Source organism: Vibrio sp. 14N.309.X.WAT.E.F5 (genome assembly GCF_030397615.1).
In the GTDB taxonomy this organism is placed as follows: domain Bacteria; phylum Pseudomonadota; class Gammaproteobacteria; order Enterobacterales; family Vibrionaceae; genus Vibrio; species Vibrio lentus.
Genome location: NZ_JAPNXR010000013.1, coordinates 58,563 through 84,917 on the forward strand (window position 1 = coordinate 58,563; position 26,355 = coordinate 84,917).

General features: G+C 43.0%; 22 protein-coding genes. 8 read left to right on the forward strand and 14 right to left on the reverse strand.

Annotated elements, in window-relative coordinates; all coding sequences use genetic code 11:
* Positions 1–161 precede the first annotated feature (161 nt).
* Positions 162–1,928 carry an ATP-dependent endonuclease gene (locus OW495_RS15070; RefSeq protein WP_102513938.1) on the forward strand — a complete coding sequence of 589 codons (1,767 nt, stop codon included), beginning with the start codon at positions 162–164 and terminating at the stop codon, positions 1,926–1,928.
* Positions 1,929–2,108: 180 nt separating this feature from the next.
* On the opposite strand, the gene OW495_RS15075 is transcribed toward OW495_RS15070, so the two are convergent.
* Both OW495_RS15075 and OW495_RS15080 read right to left on the reverse strand, forming a co-directional pair.
* Positions 2,109–2,603 (reverse strand): DUF1097 domain-containing protein, encoded by a 495-nt coding sequence (locus OW495_RS15075; RefSeq protein WP_017105899.1) that lies wholly within the window; start codon positions 2,601–2,603, stop codon positions 2,109–2,111.
* Positions 2,604–3,070: 467 nt separating this feature from the next.
* On the reverse strand, positions 3,071–3,976 hold the full coding sequence (locus tag OW495_RS15080) for a LysR substrate-binding domain-containing protein (protein WP_017105900.1): 906 nt from the start codon (positions 3,974–3,976) through the stop codon (positions 3,071–3,073).
* A 274-nt stretch (positions 3,977–4,250) separates the two neighbouring features.
* Here OW495_RS15080 and focA point away from each other — a divergent pair, with 274 nt between their 5' ends.
* Positions 4,251–5,702: a formate transporter FocA gene (gene focA, locus OW495_RS15085; RefSeq protein WP_102339173.1), complete on the forward strand. Its 1,452-nt coding sequence runs from the start codon at positions 4,251–4,253 to the stop codon at positions 5,700–5,702.
* A gap of 293 nt (positions 5,703–5,995) precedes the next feature.
* On the opposite strand, the gene OW495_RS15090 is transcribed toward focA, so the two are convergent.
* The 3 genes from OW495_RS15090 to OW495_RS15100 all read right to left on the reverse strand — a co-directional run bounded on the left by OW495_RS15090 (position 5,996) and on the right by OW495_RS15100 (position 7,500).
* A complete protein-coding gene (locus OW495_RS15090; RefSeq protein WP_029223680.1) occupies positions 5,996–6,565 on the reverse strand; it encodes a YceI family protein in 570 nt (189 codons plus the stop codon).
* Positions 6,562–7,101 (reverse strand): cytochrome b, encoded by a 540-nt coding sequence (locus tag OW495_RS15095; RefSeq protein WP_102513939.1) that lies wholly within the window; start codon positions 7,099–7,101, stop codon positions 6,562–6,564. The genes OW495_RS15090 and OW495_RS15095 overlap by 4 nt, the downstream gene beginning before the upstream one ends.
* A 153-nt stretch (positions 7,102–7,254) precedes the next feature.
* Positions 7,255–7,500 carry a DUF2164 domain-containing protein gene (locus tag OW495_RS15100; RefSeq protein WP_017059821.1) on the reverse strand — a complete coding sequence of 82 codons (246 nt, stop codon included), beginning with the start codon at positions 7,498–7,500 and terminating at the stop codon, positions 7,255–7,257.
* Positions 7,501–7,785: 285 nt separating this feature from the next.
* Between OW495_RS15100 and OW495_RS15105 the strand changes: the two genes are divergently transcribed.
* Entirely contained in the window at positions 7,786–8,421 is a 636-nt protein-coding gene (locus OW495_RS15105; RefSeq protein WP_017105905.1) for a hypothetical protein, read from the forward strand.
* A 597-nt stretch (positions 8,422–9,018) separates the two neighbouring features.
* Positions 9,019–9,756, forward strand: coding sequence for an EAL domain-containing protein (locus tag OW495_RS15110; protein WP_102383175.1), 738 nt, complete (start codon positions 9,019–9,021; stop codon positions 9,754–9,756).
* A gap of 173 nt (positions 9,757–9,929) precedes the next feature.
* On the opposite strand, the gene OW495_RS15115 is transcribed toward OW495_RS15110, so the two are convergent.
* Genes OW495_RS15115 through OW495_RS15125 form a run of 3 tightly spaced genes read right to left on the reverse strand, consistent with a single transcriptional unit; the run spans position 9,930 to position 15,129 of the window.
* Positions 9,930–12,989: an efflux RND transporter permease subunit gene (locus OW495_RS15115; RefSeq protein ID WP_289887263.1), complete on the reverse strand. Its 3,060-nt coding sequence runs from the start codon at positions 12,987–12,989 to the stop codon at positions 9,930–9,932.
* A complete protein-coding gene (locus OW495_RS15120) occupies positions 12,986–14,041 on the reverse strand; it encodes an efflux RND transporter periplasmic adaptor subunit (protein WP_102513941.1) in 1,056 nt (351 codons plus the stop codon). The genes OW495_RS15115 and OW495_RS15120 overlap by 4 nt, the downstream gene beginning before the upstream one ends.
* Entirely contained in the window at positions 14,041–15,129 is a 1,089-nt protein-coding gene (locus OW495_RS15125; RefSeq protein ID WP_102513942.1) for an efflux RND transporter periplasmic adaptor subunit, read from the reverse strand. Before OW495_RS15125 ends, OW495_RS15120 begins: the two co-directional genes overlap by 1 nt.
* A 156-nt stretch (positions 15,130–15,285) precedes the next feature.
* On the opposite strand from OW495_RS15125, the gene OW495_RS15130 reads away from it, so the two are divergent.
* Positions 15,286–16,020 (forward strand): TetR/AcrR family transcriptional regulator, encoded by a 735-nt coding sequence (locus OW495_RS15130; RefSeq protein WP_102513945.1) that lies wholly within the window; start codon positions 15,286–15,288, stop codon positions 16,018–16,020.
* Positions 16,021–16,148: 128 nt separating this feature from the next.
* Here the strand turns inward: OW495_RS15130 and OW495_RS15135 are convergent, their stop codons facing one another.
* The 3 genes from OW495_RS15135 to OW495_RS15145 all read right to left on the reverse strand — a co-directional run bounded on the left by OW495_RS15135 (position 16,149) and on the right by OW495_RS15145 (position 18,440).
* Positions 16,149–17,420: a DEAD/DEAH box helicase gene (locus OW495_RS15135; protein ID WP_065105705.1), complete on the reverse strand. Its 1,272-nt coding sequence runs from the start codon at positions 17,418–17,420 to the stop codon at positions 16,149–16,151.
* 57 nt (positions 17,421–17,477) lie between these two features.
* Positions 17,478–18,089 carry an ACP phosphodiesterase gene (locus OW495_RS15140; protein ID WP_102311973.1) on the reverse strand — a complete coding sequence of 204 codons (612 nt, stop codon included), beginning with the start codon at positions 18,087–18,089 and terminating at the stop codon, positions 17,478–17,480.
* Positions 18,090–18,311: 222 nt separating this feature from the next.
* On the reverse strand, positions 18,312–18,440 hold the full coding sequence (locus tag OW495_RS15145; RefSeq protein ID WP_017059831.1) for a hypothetical protein: 129 nt from the start codon (positions 18,438–18,440) through the stop codon (positions 18,312–18,314).
* A 446-nt stretch (positions 18,441–18,886) separates the two neighbouring features.
* Here OW495_RS15145 and OW495_RS15150 point away from each other — a divergent pair, with 446 nt between their 5' ends.
* Together OW495_RS15150 and OW495_RS15155 are read left to right on the forward strand one after the other, a co-directional pair.
* Positions 18,887–20,110, forward strand: a complete 1,224-nt coding sequence (locus OW495_RS15150; RefSeq protein ID WP_102514551.1) for an aromatic amino acid transport family protein — start codon at positions 18,887–18,889, stop codon at positions 20,108–20,110.
* Between the two features lie 148 nt (positions 20,111–20,258).
* The gene (locus OW495_RS15155) at positions 20,259–21,683 is read left to right on the forward strand and encodes a methyl-accepting chemotaxis protein (RefSeq protein WP_065112968.1); all 1,425 of its coding nucleotides are present in this window, start codon (positions 20,259–20,261) and stop codon (positions 21,681–21,683) included.
* Between the two features lie 481 nt (positions 21,684–22,164).
* Here the strand turns inward: OW495_RS15155 and OW495_RS15160 are convergent, their stop codons facing one another.
* From OW495_RS15160 to OW495_RS15170, 3 genes are all read right to left on the reverse strand, one after another.
* Positions 22,165–22,893 (reverse strand): HAD-IA family hydrolase, encoded by a 729-nt coding sequence (locus OW495_RS15160; protein WP_017111961.1) that lies wholly within the window; start codon positions 22,891–22,893, stop codon positions 22,165–22,167.
* A gap of 300 nt (positions 22,894–23,193) precedes the next feature.
* On the reverse strand, positions 23,194–24,990 hold the full coding sequence (locus tag OW495_RS15165; protein ID WP_289887269.1) for an HD domain-containing phosphohydrolase: 1,797 nt from the start codon (positions 24,988–24,990) through the stop codon (positions 23,194–23,196).
* A 60-nt stretch (positions 24,991–25,050) separates the two neighbouring features.
* Positions 25,051–25,545 carry a hypothetical protein gene (locus OW495_RS15170; protein ID WP_289887271.1) on the reverse strand — a complete coding sequence of 165 codons (495 nt, stop codon included), beginning with the start codon at positions 25,543–25,545 and terminating at the stop codon, positions 25,051–25,053.
* 248 nt (positions 25,546–25,793) lie between these two features.
* On the opposite strand from OW495_RS15170, the gene OW495_RS15175 reads away from it, so the two are divergent.
* A complete protein-coding gene (locus tag OW495_RS15175; RefSeq protein WP_017111959.1) occupies positions 25,794–26,270 on the forward strand; it encodes a CreA family protein in 477 nt (158 codons plus the stop codon).
* Positions 26,271–26,355 lie beyond the last annotated feature (85 nt).

Here is a 26,355-nt window from a genome sequence, read left to right on the forward strand (position 1 = left end):
AAAAAATACTCAAGATAGATCAAAAATCTCGTTTTGATCCGTATGAATAAAGAGTGGGTTTTGTGACAACTGAGCATACCGGATAACAACTTTTCGATTATGATTAAAGATATCTGTTAGCTTTCAAACAATTAGCAGAGCCTTCCGTTAGGAGTAAGCCTATGCAACTAGAAAGAATCGAGATTTCTGGCTTTCGAGGTATCAAGCGTATGTCACTCGCGTTTGACGAGCTAACTACGCTGATTGGTGAAAATACTTGGGGTAAGTCTTCTTTACTTGATGCTTTGTCCGTCGTTCTTCCCTCAGACGGAGTCCCATATCACTTCGAAATGACTGATTTTCATGTCGATTACTCTGTTTCACATCCACAATCTCAACATCTTCAAATTGTTCTCGCATTAAAAGCCAACGACAAGAGCGAACTCAACGCCGGTCGTTATCGCAAACTCAAACCTATCTGGGTTCAAGATGAGTTTGGCACCTATCGTATCTATTACCGAATCAGTGCGACGTTAGAACAGTATGAAACGACCACCCACTACGCCTTCTTAGGTATCGATGGCAACCCTTTAAAGCTTCACCATTCTGAAAAACTGGCGCAAGAGTTAATGACGTTACATCCTGTGATTCGTTTGCGAGATGCAAGGCACTTTGATCGTCCTTTCAACAGTAAATCGCTGAACCACAATGCTCACCTACCAGCCAATGTTCATGCTAGTAACGGTCACGCTAATAATGTGAATGGAAATGGTAACGGCCAGAGTCAAACAACCAATGGTAATGGCAGCAATGGAAACGGTAATAACGGAAATGGGCGTCAGGCAAGGATAGAAAAGCGCATCGACAACACCTGTCGTCGCTTAATGGCAATACCTGGCCATGTAAATAAAGGCGAGATGCGCAGTAGCCTAGAATCGATGCAAAGCCTGATTGAGCATTACTTTTCTTTCAAAAGTACTTCTCGACGAAATCCAAGAAAACAGAGGGATGGTTTGCTTTATTCTGCAGGGGCAAATGACAAGAGCATTCATCAACTTGTCGAAGAGACCAAGAATAAACAGACGCGCTTACTATTCATGGGTTTGCTCAACGCATACTTACAAGCCAAAGGCCCTACCGATCTAAGACGATGCGCGCGCCCTCTTTTGATCCTTGAAGATCCAGAAGGTCGACTGCACCCAACACACTTGGCAAGGGCTTGGAGCTTAATGCAAAAGCTGCCGATGCAGAAAATCCTCACGACCAACAGTGGTGATCTTCTTGCTGCCGTGCCTCTTCAGTCTATTCGTCGACTGGTTCGTCAATCAGACAAAACTATCGCTAATCAACTGAACATGAACCATTTCAGTAAAGATGAGCTTCGTCGAATTGGTTTTCATATTCGTTTCCATCGTTCAGGGGCTCTGTATGCTCGTTGTTGGTTATTAGTGGAAGGTGAAACAGAGGTTTGGTTGTTTAATGAGTTAGCCAACCAGTGTGGCTATAACCTTGCAGCAGAAGGTGTGCAAATTATCGAGTTCGCGCAGTCTGGTCTTAAAGCGCTCATTAAAGTAGCACAAGAGTTTGGCATCGATTGGCACGTGGTGACTGACGGAGACGCTGCTGGTAAGAAGTACGCTGCGACTGTGTTATCTAAGCTTGGTAATGATCAGGAAAGACACCGCCTGACTGAACTGCCCGATAAAGATATCGAACATTACTTGTATATGAATGGCTTCGAAAACTTTTTCAGAGATATGGTTAAGATTCCTTACGATCACCCGATTCCTCCGAAGAAAGTGGTGGCTAAGGTTCTTAAGAAGCACGCGAAACCCGATCTTGCACTGGCGATCGTTTCTCACTGCGAGAATCAGGGACAAAACTGCATTCCGCTGTTACTAAGGTGGACGTTAAAACGTGTTATCACCATGGCAAACGGCAACACCTAAGCGCTTTAATTAATTGATAGGTGCTATTGGTTCTTCTGCAGATAAGTTATTTAACTGATTACCTAAACCAAAACCAAAAAAGGCACACCAAGTGGTGTGCCTGTATAAATCGATATACAAATTAATTGGGGGTTATCTTGCAAGAGTTCACAGTGACTAAACTAAGGTTAGGTTAACGAATTAAGCCTTAACTTGCTTAGCGTGTTGTTCAACCGCTTCCGAAGATTGGGTCGATTTTTCGTGAAGCCATAGCCCCGTTGCTTTCATCAAGTATCCGAATACACCACCAAGCAGTAAAGATGGCACGACAAGTTGCCAATCGCCACCAGCCGCAAACGTCGCACAGCAACCAATAAAGGTTCCTGGGATATAACCTAGCCACGCTTGTTTTGCTTGAATACACATGAAGAAAGCCACAATAGCAGTAATCACATAGCCTAGAATCTCTAACCCTGCGAAGGTTGAGCTTTCGATAATCACCATTGCCCAGAATACGCCCGTCATGTTGGTCAGTAAGCTACCTGCTAGTCCTTTAACACCGCCTGTTGGCGAAGCAAAATAACTGGTGCAACCTAAGAAACCTGCCCATGACAGTAAGCCGAAAGAGATAGCTATCCATCCCCATAGACCTGACAAAATACCTGTTGTTAATGATATCGCGACTAATGTACTCATACTATTTCTAAAGCCTAATTACGCAATTCATCGCAACCGGATTTAGCCTCACTTAAAATCAAGTAAGCATATTATGGGAAGAACGCCTTCTTTTAGCCGATCACGATCACATTAATAATGTACGCCGATGTGCATTTATCATCAGATGGAGACCGGAATCGCTTATTCAACACATTTAGTTATAAGGGACTGTTAACCTTTCGAGCTTTATTTTGCAGCTCTTGTGGGAAATTTATACAAGGCAGAGGCTTTGATGTGTAGTTAGCCTACATGAAAAGGCGATAACGCAGTAGAAATGAACCACAAGGGCTGCCCGAAGGGTTCGGTTAAAATCGCTTTATGCTTTGTTGAAGAATATTTGCTTAGAATGACTAGGCTACATACTCTTCGCCGCGCCTAAAACGATTTACCTCGAACAAAACTTAACCACGAAAGGTCAACAGCCCCTAGCCTTTATCAAATCTACCTTACAAAACTGACGGTTTGCCTTTCATCATGCGCTTGCCTTCTCGCTTGATACACTCAGCAAGCGGGTTTTCTGCCATATCAGCACGCCAAATAAACGAAAGCGTACGTTCCATTTCAAGCTCAGGCACATTCAAGGTAACAAGTTGGCCTGATTCAACAAACTGCTCGACATCGAGATAAGGTAGACACGTTAAATATGGGCCGTTTGCAACCAAACTTCTTAAAACAGGAACGTGTTCATACTCTCGCCAAACATCAAGATCACCAATTAAATGATGAATAGAGCTATCAAAAACTTTGCGCGTACCAGAGCCATGTTCGCGCAATACCCACTTCGCTTGCTCTAACTGAGCCAAACTCACACGCTCACGCTTCGCGAATGGGTGATGTGCTGACGCAACGACCGTTAAATGGTCGGTACACCACACTTCTTGGTTAACTCGACTGTCGTCACAGCGACCTTCGATAACGCCTAAGTCATATTTATAATCTAATACGCCATCAATCACTGCATCGGTACTTTGCACGCCAAGCGAGATTCGCATCTCAGGAAAGTCGTTATCAATAATACTGATGAGGTCTGGAACTAGGTGTTCTGCCGGGGTTTGGCTAGCACCGAGTTTGAGCTCTCCACTCAGTAAATGCTGCTCGTAGAAACCCATCTCAATTTGCTGAGCATCTTGCAGTAAACGCTTCGCTTTAGGCCTTAGCCACATACCCCAATGAGTAAGGGCCATTTGCTTGCCCTGCCTTTCAAACAAAGGCCTGCCGAGCATTTTTTCCAACTGTGCAAGAGACATACTTGTCGCTGATTGAGTCAACGCCAATTTGTCTGCTGCCTGACTAACACTCCCGGAATCTGCCACTGCATCAAATACCGCAAGTTGTTTTAATGAATAACGCAAAATTCATCCTTAATTCTTTTAATAACTTATGTCCTGCTGCTCGTTTTTTGTTAAGCCGATGAGCAATTGATTTCATTCTACGCGTAACCAAATCTATATCAATAATTTTGATGTGGTTTCTAAAAATTATCAATTTTACCTCTACCCCTCAACCCCCTAATCTGGAATGGCAGGACACAAACGAGCCCTGCAAAACATTACTGATTAACCATTACGGATTAACTAAGTCATTAACACTAGGAATTACACATGACGGATTGTTCAAGGGGGGGATATGGCAACCAGCACTTCTGAAAATCAGCAACTGTTCTCGCCAACAGAAATGATGGCGGAAGCCGAGAAGTTTGCATTAAGCAAAGCAAATAAAACCAGCAGCATGACATTGAGTTTGGCAATCATGGCTGGCGCATTCATCGGGCTTGCTTTTTTATTCTACATCACGGTAACCACAGGTAGCGCTGATGCTGGATGGGGGTTGAGTCGTTTAGCCGGCGGTCTTGCATTCAGCATGGGGTTAATCCTGATTGTAATTTGCGGTGGCGAGCTGTTTACCAGCTCAGTGTTATCAAGCATCTCATGGGCTAACAAGCAAATAACCTTCACTAAGATGCTGTCTATCTGGGGCAAGGTTTACGTCGGTAACTTTATCGGAGCCATGTTCCTTTTGGCTTTGGTAAGCGCAGCAGGCTTATATCAATTAGATGGTGGCCAATGGGGTTTAAACGCTCTAAACATTGCTCAACACAAGCTACACCACAGCCCTGTTCAAGCGTTTGCTTTGGGTGTGCTTTGTAACTTGTTGGTGTGTTTAGCAATTTGGTTAACGTTCAGCTCTGCTAACGCCATGACTAAAGCAATGATGACCGTGTTACCCGTTGCAATGTTCGTTAGCTCAGGCTTTGAACACTGTGTGGCGAATATGTTCATGGTTCCGCTAGGCATCACTATTCAAGCATTCGCACCAGAAAGCTTCTGGATGCAAATAGGCGCAACACCAGCGCAGTATGCAGACTTAAACGTCATGAAATTTGTCACCGCAAACTTAATACCAGTGACAATCGGCAACATCGTAGGTGGTTCGGTATTGGTTGGCTTAGCCAATTGGAGCATCTACCGTCGCCCACAACTTAAAGCAGCAAAAATTACAGCAATAACTCAAACAACAGAAATTACGTCAGTTAAGGAAATCACTATGAACACTACAACAACTATCAAGCAAATCATGAACACTCAACCAATTACACTAAGCGTAGAAATGCCTACATCAGTTGCAATTGATTCACTTTTAGACGCTCACCTTGTTAGCGCTCCTGTGTGTGATGTTGAAGGCCGACTAGTGGGTATCTTATCTGTTCACGACGTAATGGTTGATCTTTGGTGCCAAGACTACATCCCGACTAAAGGTCAGAAAGTGGTAGACCTAATGAGCCGTGACGTTGTGGCTATTGATGCAAACGACAAGCTGGTTGATGTTGCTGAGTTCCTATGTATCGACAAAGAACAACTGTACCCGACCACAAGCATGGGCTACGCCACTCGCCTGACTTCTCTTTCTTTAGAAGAACGTGCAAAAGCAATGAAAGTAAGCCAACCACACATGCTTCCAGTGCTAGAAAATGGCGTAATGGTCGGTGTGCTGACTCGCACAGAAGTGATGCAAGCGTTACGTCCAATCTACGGCGACCGCCTAAACGTGGTTCCACAAGCTGAACTAGAAACAGCTTAACTAATCTAAAGCTGAACTATTAGGGATTAGTCGTTCAGCTAGATAACTCAGTCATGGCAACGTTGACTGGCTAGAAGTAAATGGAGGCTTAAAACGCAACTCAAGGTTTGACACAAAACAGATCTAAACGCGTGGCCATTTACCTCAATAAAAAAGGCGCAAAGTCATTACTTTGCGCCTTTCTCTATTTCTAGCTACTTGTTCTTTTTCTAACTAACCTGCTAGTTGATATCGACCAAACTTTTGATGTTTCTAAAAATGTTGATACCAGTCAGCAATTATTGATAGCTAGATTACTTCTTTACACCTTCAACGTGCAGATCCATATCTACATAGCTTGAAGCGCCCATTACTGGAATGTTGAAGTCAGCAAGTTCTAGACGAGTTGTGCCAACGAAACCAGCACGCTCACCGCCCCATGGGTCTTGACCAGCACCGATGAATTCAGCTTCGATAACGATAGGCTTAGTTACACCGTGAAGTTTAAGGTCACCCATTACTTCAAGTTTGCCTTCACCTTTATCAACTACTTTTGTGCTGTTGAATGTTGCATCTGAGAATTTGCTTGTATCAATGAAGTCAGAGCTACGGATGTGCTTATCACGTTCTGCGTGGTTTGAATCAAGGCTTGTTGTATCAATCGTTACGTTCACTTTCGATGCTTCAACGTTGCTCTCATCAAATGAGAAGTCACCTGAGAATGTGTTAAAACGACCTTGGATAAAGCTGTAACCTAGGTGGCTAACTTTAAAGTTAACTGAAGCATGCGCTCCTTTTGTATCAATCACGTAATCAGCGGCGTTCGCAGCGAAAGGCATTGCCATAGCAAATGCTAATCCTGTAGCGATAATTGACTTTTTCATTTTGAAGCTCCTATCATTTTTCGTAGCGTATCGTCTTTGTCGATAACGTGGTGTTTTATCGCCGCTAAGGCGTGCACTGATGCCATAATGATCAGTACCCATGCAGCATAGTAGTGAACCGTTCCTGCGAGATCAGATTGGTTTGCAAATAGTTCACCCATACTTGGTACAGCGAACCAATTGAATACCTCGATCCCACGGCCATCTGATGTCGAAATCAAATAACCTGAAATAAATAAAACCGCTAAGTTAATGTACATAAAGCCGTGAGCAATCTTCGCTGCTGCAACTTCATAGCTTTTCCCTTCCACCTTAGGTGACGCGGTAACTAGCTTCCAAAGCAAGCGGATAATGGTAACGGCAGCCAAAAGAATACCTACCGAACGGTGGTAGTCTGGCGCTGTTTTGTACCACTCGCTGTAATATGAAAGATCAACCATCCACAGGCCTACACCAAATAAGCCAAAAATCGCGAGTGCTGAAATCCAATGCATCGCTCTTGCTAAAGGGTTGTAATTTCTAACGTTGTTGTCCATGAATCTGTTCCGAATGTTAACGAGTAGTGTAGTTTTGAAAAGCGTACCCTACACCAAGTTTGTGTAACATATTATTTACCAAGCTTTACATTGGTAACATCATTTCAAATTAAACGAGTTATTCAAATTATTTGAACAAGTTTGGGCTAAACGTTAGATTTCAACGATTTGTTCGATCTCGTAAAGCTCATCTGAGATGTCTAACATTTTACGTTCCATCACTTTTTGCGCGTCTTCTATCCCCTTGTTGTAGTAAACAGCACCAAACTTTTTGCTTATGAAGTCGACCAAGAATTCCGTGTCGAACTGACCAAGTTCCACATCGAGTTCATCTTGAAGGTACTTTTGAAGCGTATGAGTGAGTTCAGACTTTTGTTTCGAATCTAATTGAATGGTCATGAATGTTTCCAAATAAAGAGTAAGTAGATCAATTGTGATTAGCTGACTAAGATTAAGCTAGCCACCAGTAACTTTGCTAACTAAGCTTAATCCTTCTAACTAATTAGAATTCCTCATAATTTAGAATACAGACTAGCGAAGTGCCAGTGCTATCCATAAAATCGCTCGGCAATAGCTAATTTTGATAGAGGGATCAAGAACTCGCACTTTGGCGATAGGTAATGGAACCTCAATTACCGTACTATTGCCCATCAATAAGATAGTAGCTGTGTATAAGGGACTTCATTGTTATTAGATCTAGTGATTAAAAGCGTCAATCAGTTTCAAGACGACTGCCTAAAGCTATGTGAACGCCACTACCCTACGGTACACAATCAAGGAATCAGTGAGCATCACATCGGCAAAGCCTTTGCCCGACGAATGGAACACACCTTTGTTAGCTTTAACCATGCAAGCAACATCAGCCCACTCGAAATGCTCTCTTCTGGTGAAAACCCTCGACACTTCCGAATCTCTTCTGAAATCGGTACCGTTTGGATGATCAGCCATCATATGGTGAGCGCAGGAAAAACCTGTCGTAAAAAGTTGATGCTAGACATTCATAACTGGCAGCAAGAGTATGGATTTGCCATTCAGCCAAATGACGTATTGATCATTGTTTCCGACCATTGGATAAGCCGAAGTAAAAACAGTAGTGAGTTGTTACATTGGTGGATGGGAGAACTCCCAGACGAGATGACGGAATACAGCCAGCAAGGCATCACTCTAAGAGAGAGTGATTCTCAATTCGCTTCCGATTTAAATAATAACTTCAGAATCAGCCCTTGCTTTATTAAATTCGGGCACCCACTCAAACGGTCAGGAAATCAACAATTGGTTCGTAAATACCTGCAACTTTATGCGGTACTTCAATGGCAGTGATAATACGGGTCAACTTTTTCATTCAATATTGAAAGTAAATTGTTAGACCTTCATCCCAATATTTTATAAAAGATAACTCATTCCCTGCTCATTAATTATTCGAACCTTCTGTTTTAATTATTCGAACCTTCTGTTTTAATTATTAATAGTTGTTGTACTCGCCGTCTCGATTTTGAGAGATAGATATCATTTCTATGTAACTCGCGTTGCCTCTCCATTTTGTAACTTTGACATTCCCCCACAATCTAAGCCTTTAACCCTACTTTTCTCTGGTGTATCAGCGTTCTAGCCTTATATTGGCTGGGGTTAATATGAGAGACGTTACTTAGCCATTAAATTCACAGCAACTGTCAAACACAGTGAATGATAAGTAAATTTAATGCTCAATGTCATTTATCATGCTGATTTTTCGTTAATTATATTTATTTAAATATTGACCCTACAAATGAATTTTTATTAATTGACAATTTACTTACACCTGTCAATATTGTGACAGCCATGACGTATATTTTCGTCATTAAATAAACACCTTTATTAGCGACTATGATTTTATCAGACAGAAGTGAATTTATTAGCTGTATATCTGTGGATGCCGATATGCAGTTTATTGCGAAATATCAAGACTTAACACTTAGAAGTGTCTATCAACCTATATTTGACAGTTCAATGACTCAGATAGGCGTTGAGGCTTTGGTTCGTATTTCGAATAGCAAAGGGGATGTAGTTCGTCCTGATCACTTCTTCCATTCCGACGATACCTTGTGCACTGACAAGATCAATGTAGAAAGGCTGAGTCGCGCTATCCATATCCGTAACTTCGCACAATCGAATATCCGCCATTTACACTTGTTTTTGAATGTTCTTCCAAACGTTGGTGAATTGTTTGCTGCAGAAAAAGTCAGTGACAGCCTGTTGGCCAAACGCCTTCATGAACTCAACCTTTCATGTGAACAAATCGTGATGGAATTGGTGGAACTGAATGCCGAAAGTGAAGAGCGTTTGAAAGATGCAGCCCACTCTCTAGCTGAAAATGGTTTTCAAATTGCTGTTGATGATTTTGGTACTCAAGCGTCAACAGAGCAGCGTGTTCGTCATATCAACCCACATATCATCAAGATAGATCGCTCTGTCATGTTAAATTTTGAACAAGGCGACACAAGCGAAATGGAGTTGGTTCTCGATCTTGCTAATCAAATTGGTGCTAAGACCGTAATCGAAGGTATCGAAACCCAGCAACAACTCGCAGCAATGCAAAGCTTAGGCTTCGATATGTATCAAGGCTATCACTTGGCGATGCCAAAGCCGATTGAATTAGATCTCCGCCTCGCAATCTAGAACTGCCCCCTATTCTTCCTGAAGCCGCTGACCTTTGGTTAGTGGTTAGTGGTTAGTGGTTCATAGTAAGCGGCTTTCTTGTAGCGCCAACCTTGTAGACCAAATCACACCCATAAAAAAGCCCAGTCAAAATTGACTGGGCTGGCTTAAAAGAATCTGTTTTATATCATTCCCTAATAACCCGCAGTGGACGGTTTGATTCTATATAGAATAGCGAACATCACTGGTACTACTATTAGCGTTAGTACTGTAGCAAAGCCTAAGCCTGCCATGATGGTAATCGCCATCGAGCCGAAAAATGCATCGAATACCAAGGGAATCATGCCCAAGATAGTCGTCAAAGCTGCCATAGATACCGGTCGTACACGACTAATCGCACTGTCGACAACCGCTAAGTATGGGTCTTTACCTGTTGAAAGCTCAGTGTTTATTTGGTCAAGCAACACAATACCGTTTTTCAAAATCATGCCGCTTAGACTTAGCAAGCCTAAGAACGCCGTGAAGCTGAATGGCATATTAGTCCCTAGCAGACCAATCGAAACACCAATGATAGAGAGTGGTACCGTAAACCAAATCACAAGTGGCTTACGAAGCGAGTTAAACAGAAGCATAGTGATGATAAACATCAGCAAGTAACCCATTGGCAGTGAACCAAATAGAGACTCTTGTGCATCTTTAGAGCTTTCGTATTCGCCGCCCCAACTGATGCTGTAGCCTTCTGGTAGATCCAATGCTTCTATCTTTGGTTTTACACGCGCAAACAAGCTCGCTGGCGTTTCATCACCCAATACATCGTGGTCAGCAAGCACGGTTAACGTACGCTTTCTATCGCGACGTTGAATCAGTGGTTCAGACCATTGAAGCTCTACACCATCAATCACTTGCTCAACTGGAATGTAAGTTTGTAGCGATGGGCTCCAAATTTTCACATTGTTCAGTGATTCAAAGTCAAAACGCTCTTCTTCAGGTAAACGCGCAACGATAGGTAACATATGAGTACCATCACGCAGTAAGCCGATGTTGTAACCGCCGAACGCCATTTGTAACGTCTCAGACAGATCAGTTTTTGATATACCAAGGCGACGTGCCTTTGATTCGTTAAACAATGGCACTAGTTCTTTAGTGCGTTCACGCCAGTCGTGACGAACATTTCGTGAGCCTGGATCGGCAAGTAAGACGTCTTCGACTTCAACTGCAATACTACGCAATACTTGAGGGTCAGCACCGATAATACGCGCTTCTATCTTCGAAGCTGGTGACGGACCAAATTCAATCAGTTTGAACTGGAACGTCGGTTGCTCAAATTCGTTCGCTAAGTCTTTGTCCAACTCAGCTAGAACCTTAAACATGGTGTCACGGTCAGTGGTTCTTACTTGTAACTGGCTGTACGCTTCATAGCTTTTCTCTGGTTGGTATGTCAGAGCGAAACGTTGCATGCCCTGCCCAACCGTTGTGGTTACAAACTCTACGTCGTCTTGTTGACGAATGTAGCTCTCAACCTTTTTAGTCTGCTTAATCGTTTCACGTACATCCGTACCTTCTGGCATCCACATATCCACGTAAAACATCGGAGTATTTGATGGCGGGAAGAACTGTTGCTTCACCTTACCAAAACCAACAACAGACACGGCGAGTAATACGATCATGCTGACCACAGTTAACCATCTAAAACGCAATGCAAATTTCAGAGACGCACCGAATACAACGAACAGAATACCTTTGTATGGGTCTTCGTTCTCATCGACTTTATCTTCTTCTTTAAGCAGCATCTCAGCAAGGAATGGCGTGAGTGTTAGCGCCGTTACCCAACTCAAGAATAACGAGAAACACAGTACCCAGAACAATGAGCCCATGAACTCGCCCGTTGCATCTTTCGACAAGCCGATAGGTGCAAAAGCGGTAATAGCAATAACGGTCGCACCCAATAGTGGCCATTGCGTTTGTGTCACGATGTCTTTTGCTGCTTGAAGTTTAGTCTTTCCTTTCTTCAAGCCAACTAAAATACCTTCAACGACAACAATCGCGTTGTCCACCAGCATACCGAGCGCGATGATAAGTGCACCCAGTGAGATACGGTGCAGTTCAACATCGTTGTAGTCCATAAGAATGAACGTACCGAATACGGTCAGTAGCAGTACTAAACCGATGATCAAACCACTGCGTAAGCCCATTGCAAAAAGCAGTACGATGATAACAATAGCAACGGCTTCTACCAGGCTGATTAGGAAGTCAGCCACTGATTTGTCTACTTCTTGCGCTTGGTTGTAGAAGTAGTTCAGCTCTACACCGGCAGGCTTAATGCTTTCTAAACGATCCAGTTCGGCATCTAACGCGTTACCAATTTCGACGACGTTTACGCCTGAAGAGAACGCAATACCTAGGTTGATAGCTGGTTTGCCGTTGTACGTTAATACATTGCCCGGTTTTTCTTGGATACCGCGAGTGACCTCAGCAACATCTTTCAAACGAATCAGGTTACCAGTGTCACGACCATGAATGATTAGGTTTTCTAGCTCTTCAACTGTGCTCAGCGTACCGTTAGGTTTGATCGTTAGGCTTTGACCATTCAACATTACCTCGCCTGCCGATACCACACTGTTTTGTTGTGCTAACAGTGACGTTACCATCGACATATCTAGGTTCAGCGCCGCTAAACGCTCAAGTGACATCTCAACAAACAATTGCTCTTGTTGGTCACCCGCAATACTTACTTTTCCGACACCATCGACCAATTCGATTTCACGCGTTAGGTAGTCTGCGTACTGTTTCAGCTCAACGTAATCGTAACCATCACCGGTCAGCATGATCATCACACCAAATACGTCACCAAAATCATCAATGATCTGAACGGAATTCACACCACTTGGTAGTGTTGGCTGTAGATCGTTGATTTTACGACGCATTTCATCCCAGATTTGTGGTAGCTCGTCTGGGCCGTAGTCCATCTTCATGCTAACCATAATTTGAGACATGCCATTCGACGAGGTCGATGTGATCTTGTCGATATAAGGCAGCTGTCTTATCTCTTTCTCAAGGGGGTAAGTCAGTTCTTCCTCAACTTCCATTGACGTAGCGCCAGGGTAAGTTGAAATAATCATTGCATCTTTAATGGTAAAAGCTGGGTCTTCTAAACGGGATAGATTACCAAAAGACGTCACACCGCCAATGGCCAAAATGACTAGAAACAGCCAGCTGATTACTTTGTTCTTTATTGAATATTCTGCGATGTTCATTCTGCTTTTCCTGACAATTTGATTCCGTCACGGAGTTTTCTTAGATTCGAGTTGACGAGTAGCTCACCTTGTTCAACGCCATGCGCGATAAGTGCACCTTGGCCGCTGATCTTGTCGACTTCCACTTCGCTTTTGAATGCTTGGCCGTCTTCCATTTTCCACACGTAAAATTGGTTCGCTTCGGCGCCCGCTTGTAGTGTCGTCATCGGTAACTGATAACCTTGAACATCACTCAAGCCGGCTTTCGCCATATCCACATTTACCGTAACGCTCGTACCCGGCAGAATTTCACTTTCAGGTTGTTGCATCTGCATCCAAAACTCGTAAGTGCGAGATTGCGGGTGCAGTTCACTGGTATGCTCTAGGTAAGTCAGAGGGTATTTTCCGGAGTGGCCGCCAAAGGTTGCGTCAGGTCGATAGCTGTTCGAACGCATATCAGGGCTGATAGACGCTAAGATCGAATCTGATACTTGAATTCGCACATACACCTTGTCGTTCTGGTACACGCTGAGTAACGTTTCACCCGGTGTGGTGTTCTCAAAACGTTGCTTATCGACGATTGAAACCGTGCCAGAAAATGGGGCAAAAAGCTCTGTGTAACTCAGCTTACGCTCTGCCGCAGCCAAATTAGCCGATGCCAGTTTATAGTTAGCGGTCAGTTGATCGTGTTCCGATTGCGACAACATCTTGCTGTCAAACATCTCAGAACCACGCGCCAGTTGCTTGCTCGCCAATTTGAATTGAGATTTAGCGTCTGTCAGATCTTGAAGGTATGTTGCGTTGTCTAAGGTCGCCAGTAGCTGGCCTTTTTCTACGTTGTCACCAGCTTCAACCAATACTTGTTGAATCTCACCAGCAAGCTTAAATGCCAATGGTGTAAGTTCCGCAGGCATCACCTGTCCGTTAAAACTTCTGAATTGGTCAGTCAGTGGTGCGCCAACCTCAAAGGTTGAAACCAAAAGTGAAGGCTGCTCACGGTGGTCGGTTCCATTGTTACAAGCTTGAAGCAATAACGCAGAGACAACCACAACTGATAATTTGGAAAGGTTCATTAAATACCGCCCTCACGTAACCAAGCTTTTACTTGTTGCCCATCAGATAACACATCGACACCCGCTTCTACGATCAGGTCGCCAGAAGACAAGCCTTCAATAACCTTGCCTTGCCCATCAAGGGTGACTTGTACTTTAGAAATCAATTGAGACTCTGGGTTGTAGCGCCATAGTTCACCCTGGTCTGCTTCTTTGCTTAACCAAGCTGAATCAACAATGCCAATACCGTAGTCCGATCTGTTTTTCTGAACTTCAACTTGTGCCGTCATACCAGAAAGCAGATTAATACCTTCAGGTTTCTCGATAGACACAACCGCTTGGTAGCTGTTGGTGTCTTCGTCTGGTTGCGTTGAGATCTCTTTAAAACGTGTTGGGATACGAATGCCGCGGTGGCTATCCATCACAACCCACATGTTTGAGTTGGTCAGGTCTTGAATAGAACGGTCTTCAAGCTTTGACACAGGAATGGAGAAAGTCACATCCATCTCGCTGTGATTCAAAATATTAAGTACCGGCTGCTTTTCAGCGATTAACTGATATTGCTTACCAAACACCATCGATACCACGCCATCGAATGGAGCAACTAATGTGGTGTAACCAAGGTTTGTTTGTGCTTGGTCCAACTCAACTTCAGCGGCAGTAAAGGTGTTTACGGCTTGGTCGTAGTAATCCGTGCTTACAAGCTTCTTCGAGTACAGCTCAGACGCTTGTTTGTATTGGCTGTTCGCCAGGTCAAATTTCGCTTGTGCCGCATCAACCGCAATACGGTAGTCCGTTGCATCTAGCACAGCGAGTACTTGGCCTTTCTTCACTTCTTGTCCCATACGCACAGAGAACGTTTCAATATCTCCGCCCACTTGGAAAGAAAGCGCGGCACGGTCAGTCGCATCCACTTTTGCGATAAAGCTATCAAGCTCGATATCCGTCTGCTGAGGGATCTCAAACAGCTTTACTGGCTTAACAACTTGAACCGTTTCTTCTGACTGAACCTTGTTACATCCGGTCAAAGAGCCTGCGAGTAATAGTGCAGCAAACGCCACTCCTATCTGCTTACCCGTCTTGGCTTGAATAGACAAATTGGACTGCATGATGCATCTCCATTTAATTATTATGATTTATTACACAGATGGGCAGTATATTTAATATTAAAGAATTCTCAAGCTTTACTTTCCACCTGTGCAGTATTTTTTATTTTAAGGAAAACAGTGTAGAATGTGGTAATCAGGTAAATGTGTGAAAAGAAGATGACAGAAAAGAAACAAGGTAGAAGAAGCGCAAAAGACGCCGAAGAGACTCGATTTTTGATCATGAGTGTTGCTGCGGATATGTTCTGTGAGCATGGTTATGATAGCGTTTCGCTGCGAAACATCAGTGAAAAAGCAAGCGTCTCGCATAGCCTTATCCGCCATCACTTTGGTAGCAAAGAAAAGATCTGGCATGCTATAAGTGATTGTTTACATGAATATTTTCAGTCTTACATTGCTAAGATAGTGGAAGAGTTACCAAAAGGCATTGCGCCAAACATTACTATCTATTTATTTAGTATGCGTCTCTTTAGCAACATGATTCACTCACGTAAACCGATGCAACTTATCACTGATTCTGTTCGTCAAAAAGACAACTTGGTCGATTACTTTATCGACAATGTTGGTAATGTCGAAAAACAAATCCATATGTTGGCAGAAGAATATAATGATGCGAATCCAGATAACTTGATCAACATTTATGAAATAAAATGGCAAATGATCATGTATGCGCACGGAGCGGTATGCCTAACCCCTTTCATGGAAAGCACGTGGAATGAAGGTGAAATGCAATCGACGCCTGAAGAAGCATTGTTAAAACATTGGCAATTGTTCAACAAGCAAATGATCAGTATGTTCAATATCAGTGAAGAATGGATCTTGAATCCAAGCTCGATTGAAGAGCTGATTTACGAAGTCCCTTGCGTGTGGAAGTGCAATCAAGAACACCATTAATCGAATGCTCTTGTCTGTCTTGATCGTAAATTAATTGACTTAATATAAAAACGCGCCGTTACAGAAGCAACTGTAACGGCGCGTTTTTATATGTATAGATCTTTAATCGAGTTCTTTAGGTCAGCTTATTAGCGACGTGCTTTACCACGGTTTTGATGGATTTTAAGCTTAGCTTTCATCTTACGTTTCTCTGATGAACGACTCTTACTGCGACCACCACGGTCCGGTGCCACATCTTTTTCAAGGCTTGGTTCAAAACCCTCGAGCCACTCTTGAGGCAAGCGCGTATCCAGCAATCGTTCAATATCACCCAGTAGGTAAGCTTCATCCTGACTCATCAAAGAAATGGCTAAGCCGCTGTTGCCTGCGCGGCCTGTACGTCCAATACGGTGAACGTAATCCTCAGCTTTGAATGGCATGTCGTAGTTCACAACTTGTTCTAGTTGCTGAATATCGATACCACGAGCTGCCACGTCAGTCGCAATCAACGCGCGTACCTTGCCTGATTTAAAATCATCCAGTGCCTTTTGGCGCGCACCTTGGCTCTTATCACCATTAATTGATGCTGCTTTAATGCCGTCAAGCTTAAGCTCTTTAACTAGTGCATCAGTGCCCTGTTTAGTTTTAGTGAATACCAACACTTGTTGCCAGTTCTTGGAACCGATCAGGTAAGCCAGTAGCTCACTCTTACGCGATTTATCAACTGGATAAACCATCTGGGTAACTGTGTCCGCGGTGCTGTTTTTTGGCGTCACTTGAATTTCACTTGGCGACTGCATCATACGATGCGCAAGCGCTTTTATTTTATTGTCGAAGGTCGCAGAGAAGAACAGAGTCTGACGTACTTCATTCATGCGTGAAAGAATGCGCTTGATGTCAGGCATGAAACCCATGTCCAACATGCGATCCGCTTCATCAAGCACCAACACTTCGGTGTGGCTCAGTATGATGTTCTTAGTGAACATGTGGTCGATAAGACGACCAGGCGTTGCCACTAAGATATCTGCACCTCCACGTAGGTTATCCGTTTGCACCTTCATGCTAACGCCGCCGTAAGCGACAACCACTTTAATGTCGGTACCTTTCGCGTAACTGGTTACGTTATCAAATACTTGTTGTGCTAATTCACGCGTTGGCACTAATACCAATGCACGAACTAACTTAGGGTTTGGGATAACGTTATCTTTAGTCTCGATTAATCTTTGAATAATCGGCAAGCCAAAAGCTGCGGTTTTACCTGTACCCGTTTGCGCACCAGCCAGTACATCTTTGCCTTCTAGCACCAATGGAATCGCTTGCTCTTGAACACTGGTTGGAGCCGTAAAGTTAAGCTCGGTGAGTGTTGTAAGCAGTTGGTCAGACAATCCAAGTTGGTTAAAAGATTTAGTAGGTTCAGACATAGTATGATGCTCAAAGATTAAATAGGCGCGGATTGTAGCAAACCTGCATTACGCTGTTTACCTTTCCTTTTGATTTTTCGTCAATTGAAGCGCACTAAACTGGTTTGCTTCTTCTAAAACGCTTGGATACAGCTCATTAAAGTGACACTGCAACTTATCATAATGGCATTCTAGGTCGTCGTAACAGCTTTTGAGCATGCCTAGCTTAGGCCTTCTTAAAGCCATTCGTTGTAATACCAACTCAATGGAAGACATGTCTTGATAGCTTTCCAACCACCGCTGTTCTGCCATCTTCTGATGAATAGTAACGAAGTTTTCAGGCCAGTGAGGCTCTTGATGTTCGAAAATCTTCTGATGGCTGTCTGAGCAAAAGTGCTCTAACGATTGTGTCGAGAACTGGCCCCAATGATTGGCTAAGCAATGATCCCAAAAGACATCGAGTGCGATAGGAGCGAAGCGTCTTGTTTGATCTGAAAAGAGAGATTTTGCAGAGCGAGACACATCATGACGGTCGGTATAGCTATCGACGAATCGATGAAGTCTTATTCCGTTAGAAAGCGAATCTGAATAGTGTTTATTCGGGTCACCCTTAACGAAGTCACCTAACAGATTACCGGCTAAGTTACTGTTGCAGTGTTGGGCGATGTGTAGGTGTGCGAGAAAGTTCATTGAACCTCATTAAAGTATCGAGAACTAAGTAACATGGTAAACGTACTCGTTTATCTTCGCGAACTTTAATGAGGATAGTTTTGATATGACGTGTGAGCGAATGAGATTTGCTCAGTTTAGAATTGTCTAATTTGGGAACGTTGAACTACAAAACACTTTTAGCTAAGGAAGCTTTCGTTTAAGTACTTTTGCTTAAAAAGCTCAAGTTAAAGGTTTAAAAGCTTAGTTTGAAGACTTAAAAAGTTCTTCTGCTAATTGTTTAACTGTTTGTTCATAGTCAGATAAATCAATGCCAATTTCCATAGCATCTAACAACTCAAGACTTTCGTCATTATAAGATTGGTCACTCATAGTGCCCCCTCTATTCCTTGATGTGGACATAATGTCCTGTTAACTAGTACACCATCTTGGACTTATATTATGTCACTTTGATGAACGCACTCTACTCTACCCATTCCATATTTATAGCTTGAAGCTACTCGCGATCATTAACGCTTATTTACGTTAAAGGGGTATACGCGAACGACATATGTACTGCTACCTTACACCAAGTACAACAAATTACTCTACAAATTTTGAAGCAGATCATGGTCAAACGTTTGCTTAGACATTTCTGATGCCCTGCCACTCGCCATCGTAAACATTAATTTACAGTGGATATTTTTAATTACATTAGAGATTGCATTTGGAATTAAACTCAATCAGAATACTTAAAAATCGAGATATTCTTTGGGTTTATGCGCTTAAGCTAGAAGAATTACAATGAAAACACACTCTAACGTAAAGAATTATATACAATGAATAAATCAAAGGTTTTTGGTAGTACTTTGATCATTGCAGGCACCACTATTGGTGCAGGCATGCTCGCTCTCCCACTTGCTTCTGCAGGTATTGGCTTCTCAACTTCGCTTTTCTTAATGCTGTGTCTTTGGGCATTAATGGCCTTTACCGCTTTATTAATGGTAGAGCTTCATCAATTCGCAGAATCGGACGCAACCCTACACACTTTAGCTCACACAATTTTAGGGAACAAAGGAAAGTGGATTGCGAGCTTCGCCGTTATGTTTCTGTTTTACGCTTTATGCGCAGCCTACATTGCGGGCGGTGGTGCTCAATTCAACCAACGTATTTCGGATATTGCAGGCATTGAACTCAACGGCCAAATCACAACCCTCCTATTTACTCTGTTAGTTGCCGGTGTTGTGACGATTGGTACACACAGTGTTGATAAAGTTAACCGTGTTTTGTTTGGCTTAAAGCTAATCGCGATGGTTTTAGTACTTAGCTTTCTAGCACCTAACATCACTTCTCAGTACCTAATGAGCATGCCTTTACAACAAGGCCTGATTGTTGCGGCGATTCCGGTTGTGTTCACCTCTTTTGGCTTTCACGGCAGCATCCCTTCGATTGTTCGATACCTTGATGGTGACGTCCGTTCTTTACGTAAGGTCATGATCATTGGTTCTGCACTGCCTTTGGTCATCTATGTTTTCTGGCAGAGCGTGACTTTAGGTGTAATTAGCCAAGAGCAGCTATTGTCAGACACCAGCTTGGGCGCACTGTTAGTCTCACTGTCGCAGACCGTACATCAATCAAACCTAAGCCTAATCGTTGGTGTATTTGCCGATCTTGCACTGTTAACCTCATTTATTGGCGTGAGCTTGGGCCTATTCGAATTCATGGGCGATTCATTGAGCAATAAGCTAGGCAGCGCTAGGCGCGTCAAAACGGCATTGATCACTTTCGTTCCACCACTCGGCTTTGCTTTGTTCTACCCACAAGGCTTTATCATGGCTCTGGGTTACGCAGCAATTGCGCTAGCAGTGCTTGCAATCCTGTTACCAACAGTGATGGTTTACAAAGTTCGTTACACTGATTTCGCCGTTAATGGCCAAAATACTCAAGAGACTTACCAAGTATTAGGAGGAAGCAAAGCGTTGTTTTTAGCGGGTAGCGTTGGTGTGTTTATCATTGCAATTCAAATCCTTATTTCAGTAGGGTTACTACCTTCTCTAGGCTAATAAACCTATACACGGTATAAATACTTGATTGAGGTCTCATAAACGATATGTTGGTATCATTAATTTTCACAATTAGTCGATTGGTATCACATTTTTATTGAGATCGGTTATTTAGAGTCCACGGTAAAGGATTTACCGTGGAGTTTTTATGAAAGAAGTACAATTTCGAACGATAGACAAGCTGTTTATCAAAATGTCTATCAACGACAAGTTTTGGGTTATTTTCTTAATCTTTTTTGCCGCTGTGGCAAGCCTAGCTGGACTCAACTACGTCAACAAAATGGAACAAATTGACGCGAGTGCAAAACAGCAGGTTGAGTATCAACTCAAAGGCATTTTATCAGCGTCAGATTCCCCTTCCTCTGTTCGTTCTGTTAGCCAACAAACTCGTCCTCAAGAAACCATCATTTCTAACAGTGGCGCGGTTACCGCAACGGCTCTTGCACAAGATGGTAACTACTACTCTCTGACCGTTTCAAATAACGATACACAAAACCAAAAGCAGCAAGCACTGTACACTTTATTACTCAGTCTTTTATGGTGTGCGCCTTTTGGCCTTTTCTGTTACTGGGTAGCGACCTTCCTAGGTGGTGCGTTATGGGTTCTTTACTCAACGACTCAAAAGATTGGTGACGGTGACTTAACCTCACGCCTTGGCTTCCACCCAGGCCGTGATGAGTTTGGTACTATTGGGTGTGCACTTGACCGTTCAATGGACACGCTAAGTGAACTAGTGAACAACGTAAACCACAGTGCCGCGACACTCAGTGAAACGTCGGCTTCTTTCGAAACAGAGATGAAGCGAAGCGAAACACAAATCATGAGCCAAAACGCGTCTTTGGACTCTGTGGCTACGGCAATGGACCAGATGACGGCATCAGCTAACGAAGTATCGAATATCTCTGCACGTTCAACTGAACAAACAGAACAAGATGCGCAGCAAATCAACGATAGCCACTCGAAGGTTCAACAAGCCATCTCAGAGATCAGCACACTTTCTTCTCTGATTGAGCAAACCTCATCTTCGGTGACCAGCTTAAATGTCAACACCAGCCAAATTAATGAAGTGATCACGACGATCAACGCAATCTCAGAGCAAACTAACCTACTTGCACTAAACGCGGCGATCGAAGCGGCTCGTGCGGGAGAGCAAGGCCGTGGTTTTGCGGTTGTTGCGGATGAAGTACGAACGCTGGCAAGCAGAACACAGTCGGCGACCGTTGAGATTCAAGCGATGATTGAGCGCCTGCAACAAGAAAGCCAGAACATCGCTAAAATCACGGAACAAACGGTTGATCAGGCTCAAACCAGCAGCCAACTGATTTCAAATATCGGTGATGACGTGAATTCTATCGCGGCTTCCGCGAATACCTTGATGGACATGAGCATTCAGATAGCCACTTCTGCAGATGAGCAAAGTAATGTAGCGAATACCATCGCGGCAGAGCTTAACGATATCCGCAGTCAATCAGATGTGATTAAAGATGTGGCTCAAAATTCTTCAAATGGTGTATCTAAGCTAACTGAAGCCTCAGTGTCTCTGTCTCAAACTTTGGCAAGATACCGCACTTAAGGCTCGACGCTATAAACTTCAAAGTCATAACGTTCAAAGCCAACGCTAAAGTGGCTTCCAGTTAACGTTAAGAGAAAACAAACTAAGAAGGACTCGCACTGAGTCCTTTTTTTATTGACGATCGTTAATAGCAACTTCCATTAATAACAATCCCCACCAATAACCATGTTATATACGCGGTCTTTAAAGATGAGATTATCATTACCATGAAGCAAGTCGCAAAGGAGAGATTATGAAGGGGCAAAACTGTCTAATAATCGAGCTTAGGAGTAATCTAATTAAACGGGTCTTATTTTCGCTTACCCTCTTGCTGCAGGTGACATAATGAATAATACAGAAGCACCAAACAACGAAGACATCACATGCCCTCTATGCCAACACGACGAATATCTGCTCTCAGAAAGCGGAGAAAAGTTTACGTGCGCATCTTGCGGTTTCCACACCAAACAATTTAGTAAAATAGTCAGCCTTCAAATAGGTACTACCCCACCAAAACTCCAGAGTTCGGTATACCGTTCATTGAGCAATGCTTGCCATTAATCCAAACTGAAATTTCTTCCAAACTGTAAATATCCTGAGCCGCTAGCTCTGCTATGTCGGCTTCTGGATCATCATTCAGTGAATCTTCAATCGTTGGTCGCAGTCTAAAAGATTGAATACCCGCTCGAACCCCAGCCTCAATACCTTTCACCGTGTCATCAACATAAATACATTCGTTTGGTAAAAAGCCCATATTCATTGCGGTATACATGATCAGATCAGGCTCAGGTTTCCAACTATTAGCGTCAAATGCCGAAAACACTTTGCCTTTGAAGTCATCAAGCATACCCGTCATCGCTAGTGATGATTCAACTCTCGATTTCGGAGCGTTTGAAGCGATACAAAATTCGATATCTTGTCGTTTTAGAAATTCAATCAACTCAATAGCGCCGTCCATAGGTTTCAAATGGCGCTGGAAAAGTGCTTCGAGTTCTGAACGGTAAAGTGGTTCAAGCGTATCAACGGATATCGACAGTCCAAGGCGTTCTTGTGTATCCATCAATATATCAGCCAACTTTCCCCCCTGAAAATGGGCGTAACAGTCGTTCACGTTTAAATCAGCGCCGAAACTCGAGAATACGTTCACTAGAGCTTGGCAGCACAGTCTTTCGCTATCGATTAACGTTCCGTCACAATCAAAAATCACACACTTAGTTTGTTCCAACCGCATAGAAATTTCACTCGCTTTGAATCCAAGCTTTATCCTATAAGGTTATCTTCAGGCTCGGCATGATTGAGCTAACACTTTACCTAAACTTAGTTATTTTTCTTTGCAAAATATGCAGCTGATCACCTTATGATTCAATATGCTTAAGCATTTTCATCTAACTTAGAGATATATGAATAGTGTTTTCAGTCCGATATTTTATAAATGATAATTAGTCTCAAGCACAAATATAAACAGGTAGAATACGTCGCGTAGAAAGAATGGCGGGAGAAATGGTTTAGCTCACCCTATGATAAGCTAAAATCACGCACAGTTGGCTTGTTGAATAGTAGCAGCTAAAGCAGCCGATTCTGAATTGGAACTATCTGGGTAAGTGTCTCTGATCGCAACAAACTCTGGTAAATGATCCAGCAATAGCTTGGCAAGCTCAGGATCAAACTGTCGACCGCACTCTCGTTCAAATAGGTCTACAACCATTTCTAACGGCCACGGCTCTTTATAGCAACGTGCGCTCAACAATGCGTCGAAAACATCGGCTACGGCAGTAATGCGTGCAAACAAATGGATTTCATCAGCAGCCTTACCATTTGGGTATCCTTCACCATCCCATCGCTCGTGATGCTCATTGGCGATAATCGCTGCTAAGTTAGTGATGTCACCCGCTCCACTGATCAGCAAATTGTAGCCTGCCGTGGTGTGCAACTTCATCACTTCCCATTCTTCATCCGTTAGTTTACCTGGCTTGTCGAGAATCGATTCTGGCACTGAGATTTTACCTACATCGTGCATCGGGCTGATAATCTCAAGCATTTCTACTTCACGGTGGCTTAAACCTCGATGTTTCGCCAAAAGTGCTGATAACTTCGCAACACGCTTTACGTGATTACCGGTTTCGCCAGAGCGCGTTTCAATGGCTTCACCTAATACATGAATCATGTCTTTCTGAACGTTCAGTGTTTGCTTCTGCAGAGCGAGAATCCGCTTGTTCTTCTTTGCCAGCTCTTTCTTTTGACGCAACGTAATGAACTGCATCAAGATAATCAGGCTTAAGCCCGCAATCACCATGGTCAAGCCCATCAGCAGTTGGAAGTTCTTACGAATAAAAGAAGAAGGTTCATTGATGACAACAGATTCTTCAGGTAACGCACTCTCACCGATACCGAACTTTTTCATCGCCGGATAATTGAATACGAAACGTATGTTGTCACCCGGTACCAACGGTGAAGAGAAACCAAGCGATACGTACTTGTCTAACGCATCAACGGCTTCTTCGCCCATACTTTGTGAGTGATTAACATAACCGCCCAACACGTCACCTAAGATATTGAACTGCCATAGTGCGAACACAGGAGCCGCGCTCGATACTGACAAGGTTTCAGCGATCTCTTGATAAGAGTGATAAACGCCTTGTGCGAGTTCCGTGTTGTAGTGGCTGAGCAGAACAGCATCATCAACTGAGATAGTTTTTAAGTACTGTCTCGTCTCTTCAAGGGTTTGATCTCGAATTTCAACCAAATTGATATCGGGAAAACCAACCATCACCTTTTGTACTTCTTTACGAATCAACTCAGAAGTGACACTGTAATCATTTACAAAGTACAGGTTCTTAAGGTTTGGCCTTAACTGGGAAATCAACTCGATGTTAATGTCGATATGATCATTCTCGTGAAGCACGGTTGCTCTGTCAGTAATCGCGTACATGTCGTTACTGGTATCATTAATGCCAACCGCAACTACAGGTGTATTTCGGTCAATTAAAGAGTTGATGGATTCAAGAAAATTTGCTGCGTTATCATCGGTAACAATGACGCCATCCAAGTGATAACCTGAATACTTAGCTTTAAAGTAATCGACAAGCGAGTCGTAATATTCTGGACTATTGATACGCTTAGTATCTAGATACTCAATTGAAAGTTTAACTTCGACTTGAGATTGATTGAACGCGTTATCGATTCCCTTTTGGAAGTCGGCGGTCCATTGGTAGGAAGGTCCATAGGAGTGGATAACTAGGATGTGCTTGATATCCCAGTTGTTAGCGTAAGTAGCTGTAGAAAAAGCGCTAACACACAATACAGCGATTGATATCAATAGCTTGTACATACCGGACCCTGTTTAAAAGACGGTGTATTGTACTCAGATTAACGCTTTATCAAAGGTTCTTTAGCTTTCCAACCATACTTTATGGTTAGAACCTTGATCTTGTGCCCAAAATTCGAGTAACTGTTTAGCAAACCCAATACAGTCTTGATCATGCTGGTTTACAACATCTGAGATCAGCAGTGAATCGTCAGTCGCTGTAACAATCGCACTCGCTACCACATCACCGTTCTTGGTACCTACAAATAGTTCATGTTCTTCCGATAGCATTATTTGGCTTAAGAACTCCAAAATATGCGCTCTTTCCGTTTCATCTTGATACGCGCTAGCTTGGTTAAGCGAGAATAGGACCGTCAGCTTATGAAAGTCGACTTTGTGTAATTCATCTAATTGGGTAGGATTTTGATCTTGGGGAAGAAGTTGATATGTTTTTTGAGGAAGTTTGCTTTTATAGAGGTCTCGACCGAGAAGGCTCTCTTTTGCGGGGTACGCAATGTCGAGTTGGCTGAATAGCCATTGGTTTTTCTTATGTGCATTTTCAGGTATTTCGTTATTCATTCTATTAGTACCTACGTTTAGTATCCCCAAATATCACAGTTATTTGGAAGACATATGGTCGACTGAGGTGCCGAGCTACAAGCAGAGAGCATACAGAGCATGACCAAGGCCAACAAGTACTTTAAATGCTTCATATTTTTCATTCTCCAACAACATCCTTTAAGAACTCGGTGAAAAGCTCTACACTCGTATTCACGCTTTCAATATTCCTATAGTAAACAGAACTATATAAATAAAAAGGACTTCTTATGAAAAAAGCCTTAATAGCAGTTGGTATCATGACATTATTGGCTGGCTGCTCAGACAATGAAGTTGGCGACGTATCTCTCGGTTTCTTCACAATGAAAGATATCAAAATGTCTTCTCTAGATGACGATAAGATCGCAGGTGTGACTTGTCATATCGCATCCATCGAAGCAAACCTTAGCCTGTCAGATCCAAGTGATAGCTCTATCTCTTGTCGTCAAACAGGTGAAATCACACCAGAAATGATTGCTCAAATAGACAAGAGCAAATCCGGCGAAGTGGTATTCAAGCAATCGAAAAGTATCTTTTTCAAAACAATGAAAGTTCGCCGCATCTACGACGCAGAGAATCAATCATTGCTCTACTTGTCTTACACCACAAAAGAAACAGAGGGTAGCTTCAAACACAGCCTTTCCACTGTTCCTCTATGGGGTACAAAGGCTTACGTTGATCCAGCTACGTTAGTCCCTACGGAATAACGAGCTTGAATCACCTGTACAGACATTGTGCAGGTGATTCAAAATGTAATAAAAATGAAAGAAACAGAAACAAAATGTGATATCA

Excerpts from the sequence above, each read along its gene's own strand:
- OW495_RS15090 (WP_029223680.1), bottom strand. The coding sequence starts at position 6,565 with ATGAAAAAGTCAATTATCGCTACAGGATTAGCATTTGCTATGGCAATG.
- OW495_RS15095 (WP_102513939.1), bottom strand. The coding sequence starts at position 7,101 with ATGGACAACAACGTTAGAAATTACAACCCTTTAGCAAGAGCGATGCAT.
- OW495_RS15115 (WP_289887263.1), bottom strand. The coding sequence starts at position 12,989 with ATGAACATCGCAGAATATTCAATAAAGAACAAAGTAATCAGCTGGCTG.
- OW495_RS15075 (WP_017105899.1), bottom strand. The coding sequence starts at position 2,603 with ATGAGTACATTAGTCGCGATATCATTAACAACAGGTATTTTGTCAGGT.
- OW495_RS15100 (WP_017059821.1), bottom strand. The coding sequence starts at position 7,500 with ATGACCATTCAATTAGATTCGAAACAAAAGTCTGAACTCACTCATACG.
- OW495_RS15160 (WP_017111961.1), bottom strand. The coding sequence starts at position 22,893 with ATGCGGTTGGAACAAACTAAGTGTGTGATTTTTGATTGTGACGGAACG.
- OW495_RS15150 (WP_102514551.1), top strand. The coding sequence starts at position 18,887 with ATGAATAAATCAAAGGTTTTTGGTAGTACTTTGATCATTGCAGGCACC.
- OW495_RS15170 (WP_289887271.1), bottom strand. The coding sequence starts at position 25,545 with ATGAATAACGAAATACCTGAAAATGCACATAAGAAAAACCAATGGCTA.
- OW495_RS15070 (WP_102513938.1), top strand. The coding sequence starts at position 162 with ATGCAACTAGAAAGAATCGAGATTTCTGGCTTTCGAGGTATCAAGCGT.
- OW495_RS15165 (WP_289887269.1), bottom strand. The coding sequence starts at position 24,990 with ATGTACAAGCTATTGATATCAATCGCTGTATTGTGTGTTAGCGCTTTT.
- focA (WP_102339173.1), top strand. The coding sequence starts at position 4,251 with ATGGCAACCAGCACTTCTGAAAATCAGCAACTGTTCTCGCCAACAGAA.
- OW495_RS15155 (WP_065112968.1), top strand. The coding sequence starts at position 20,259 with ATGAAAGAAGTACAATTTCGAACGATAGACAAGCTGTTTATCAAAATG.
- OW495_RS15110 (WP_102383175.1), top strand. The coding sequence starts at position 9,019 with ATGCAGTTTATTGCGAAATATCAAGACTTAACACTTAGAAGTGTCTAT.
- OW495_RS15125 (WP_102513942.1), bottom strand. The coding sequence starts at position 15,129 with ATGCAGTCCAATTTGTCTATTCAAGCCAAGACGGGTAAGCAGATAGGA.
- OW495_RS15145 (WP_017059831.1), bottom strand. The coding sequence starts at position 18,440 with ATGAGTGACCAATCTTATAATGACGAAAGTCTTGAGTTGTTAGATGCT.
- OW495_RS15130 (WP_102513945.1), top strand. The coding sequence starts at position 15,286 with ATGACAGAAAAGAAACAAGGTAGAAGAAGCGCAAAAGACGCCGAAGAG.
- OW495_RS15140 (WP_102311973.1), bottom strand. The coding sequence starts at position 18,089 with ATGAACTTTCTCGCACACCTACACATCGCCCAACACTGCAACAGTAAC.
- OW495_RS15135 (WP_065105705.1), bottom strand. The coding sequence starts at position 17,420 with ATGTCTGAACCTACTAAATCTTTTAACCAACTTGGATTGTCTGACCAA.
- OW495_RS15120 (WP_102513941.1), bottom strand. The coding sequence starts at position 14,041 with ATGAACCTTTCCAAATTATCAGTTGTGGTTGTCTCTGCGTTATTGCTT.
- OW495_RS15175 (WP_017111959.1), top strand. The coding sequence starts at position 25,794 with ATGAAAAAAGCCTTAATAGCAGTTGGTATCATGACATTATTGGCTGGC.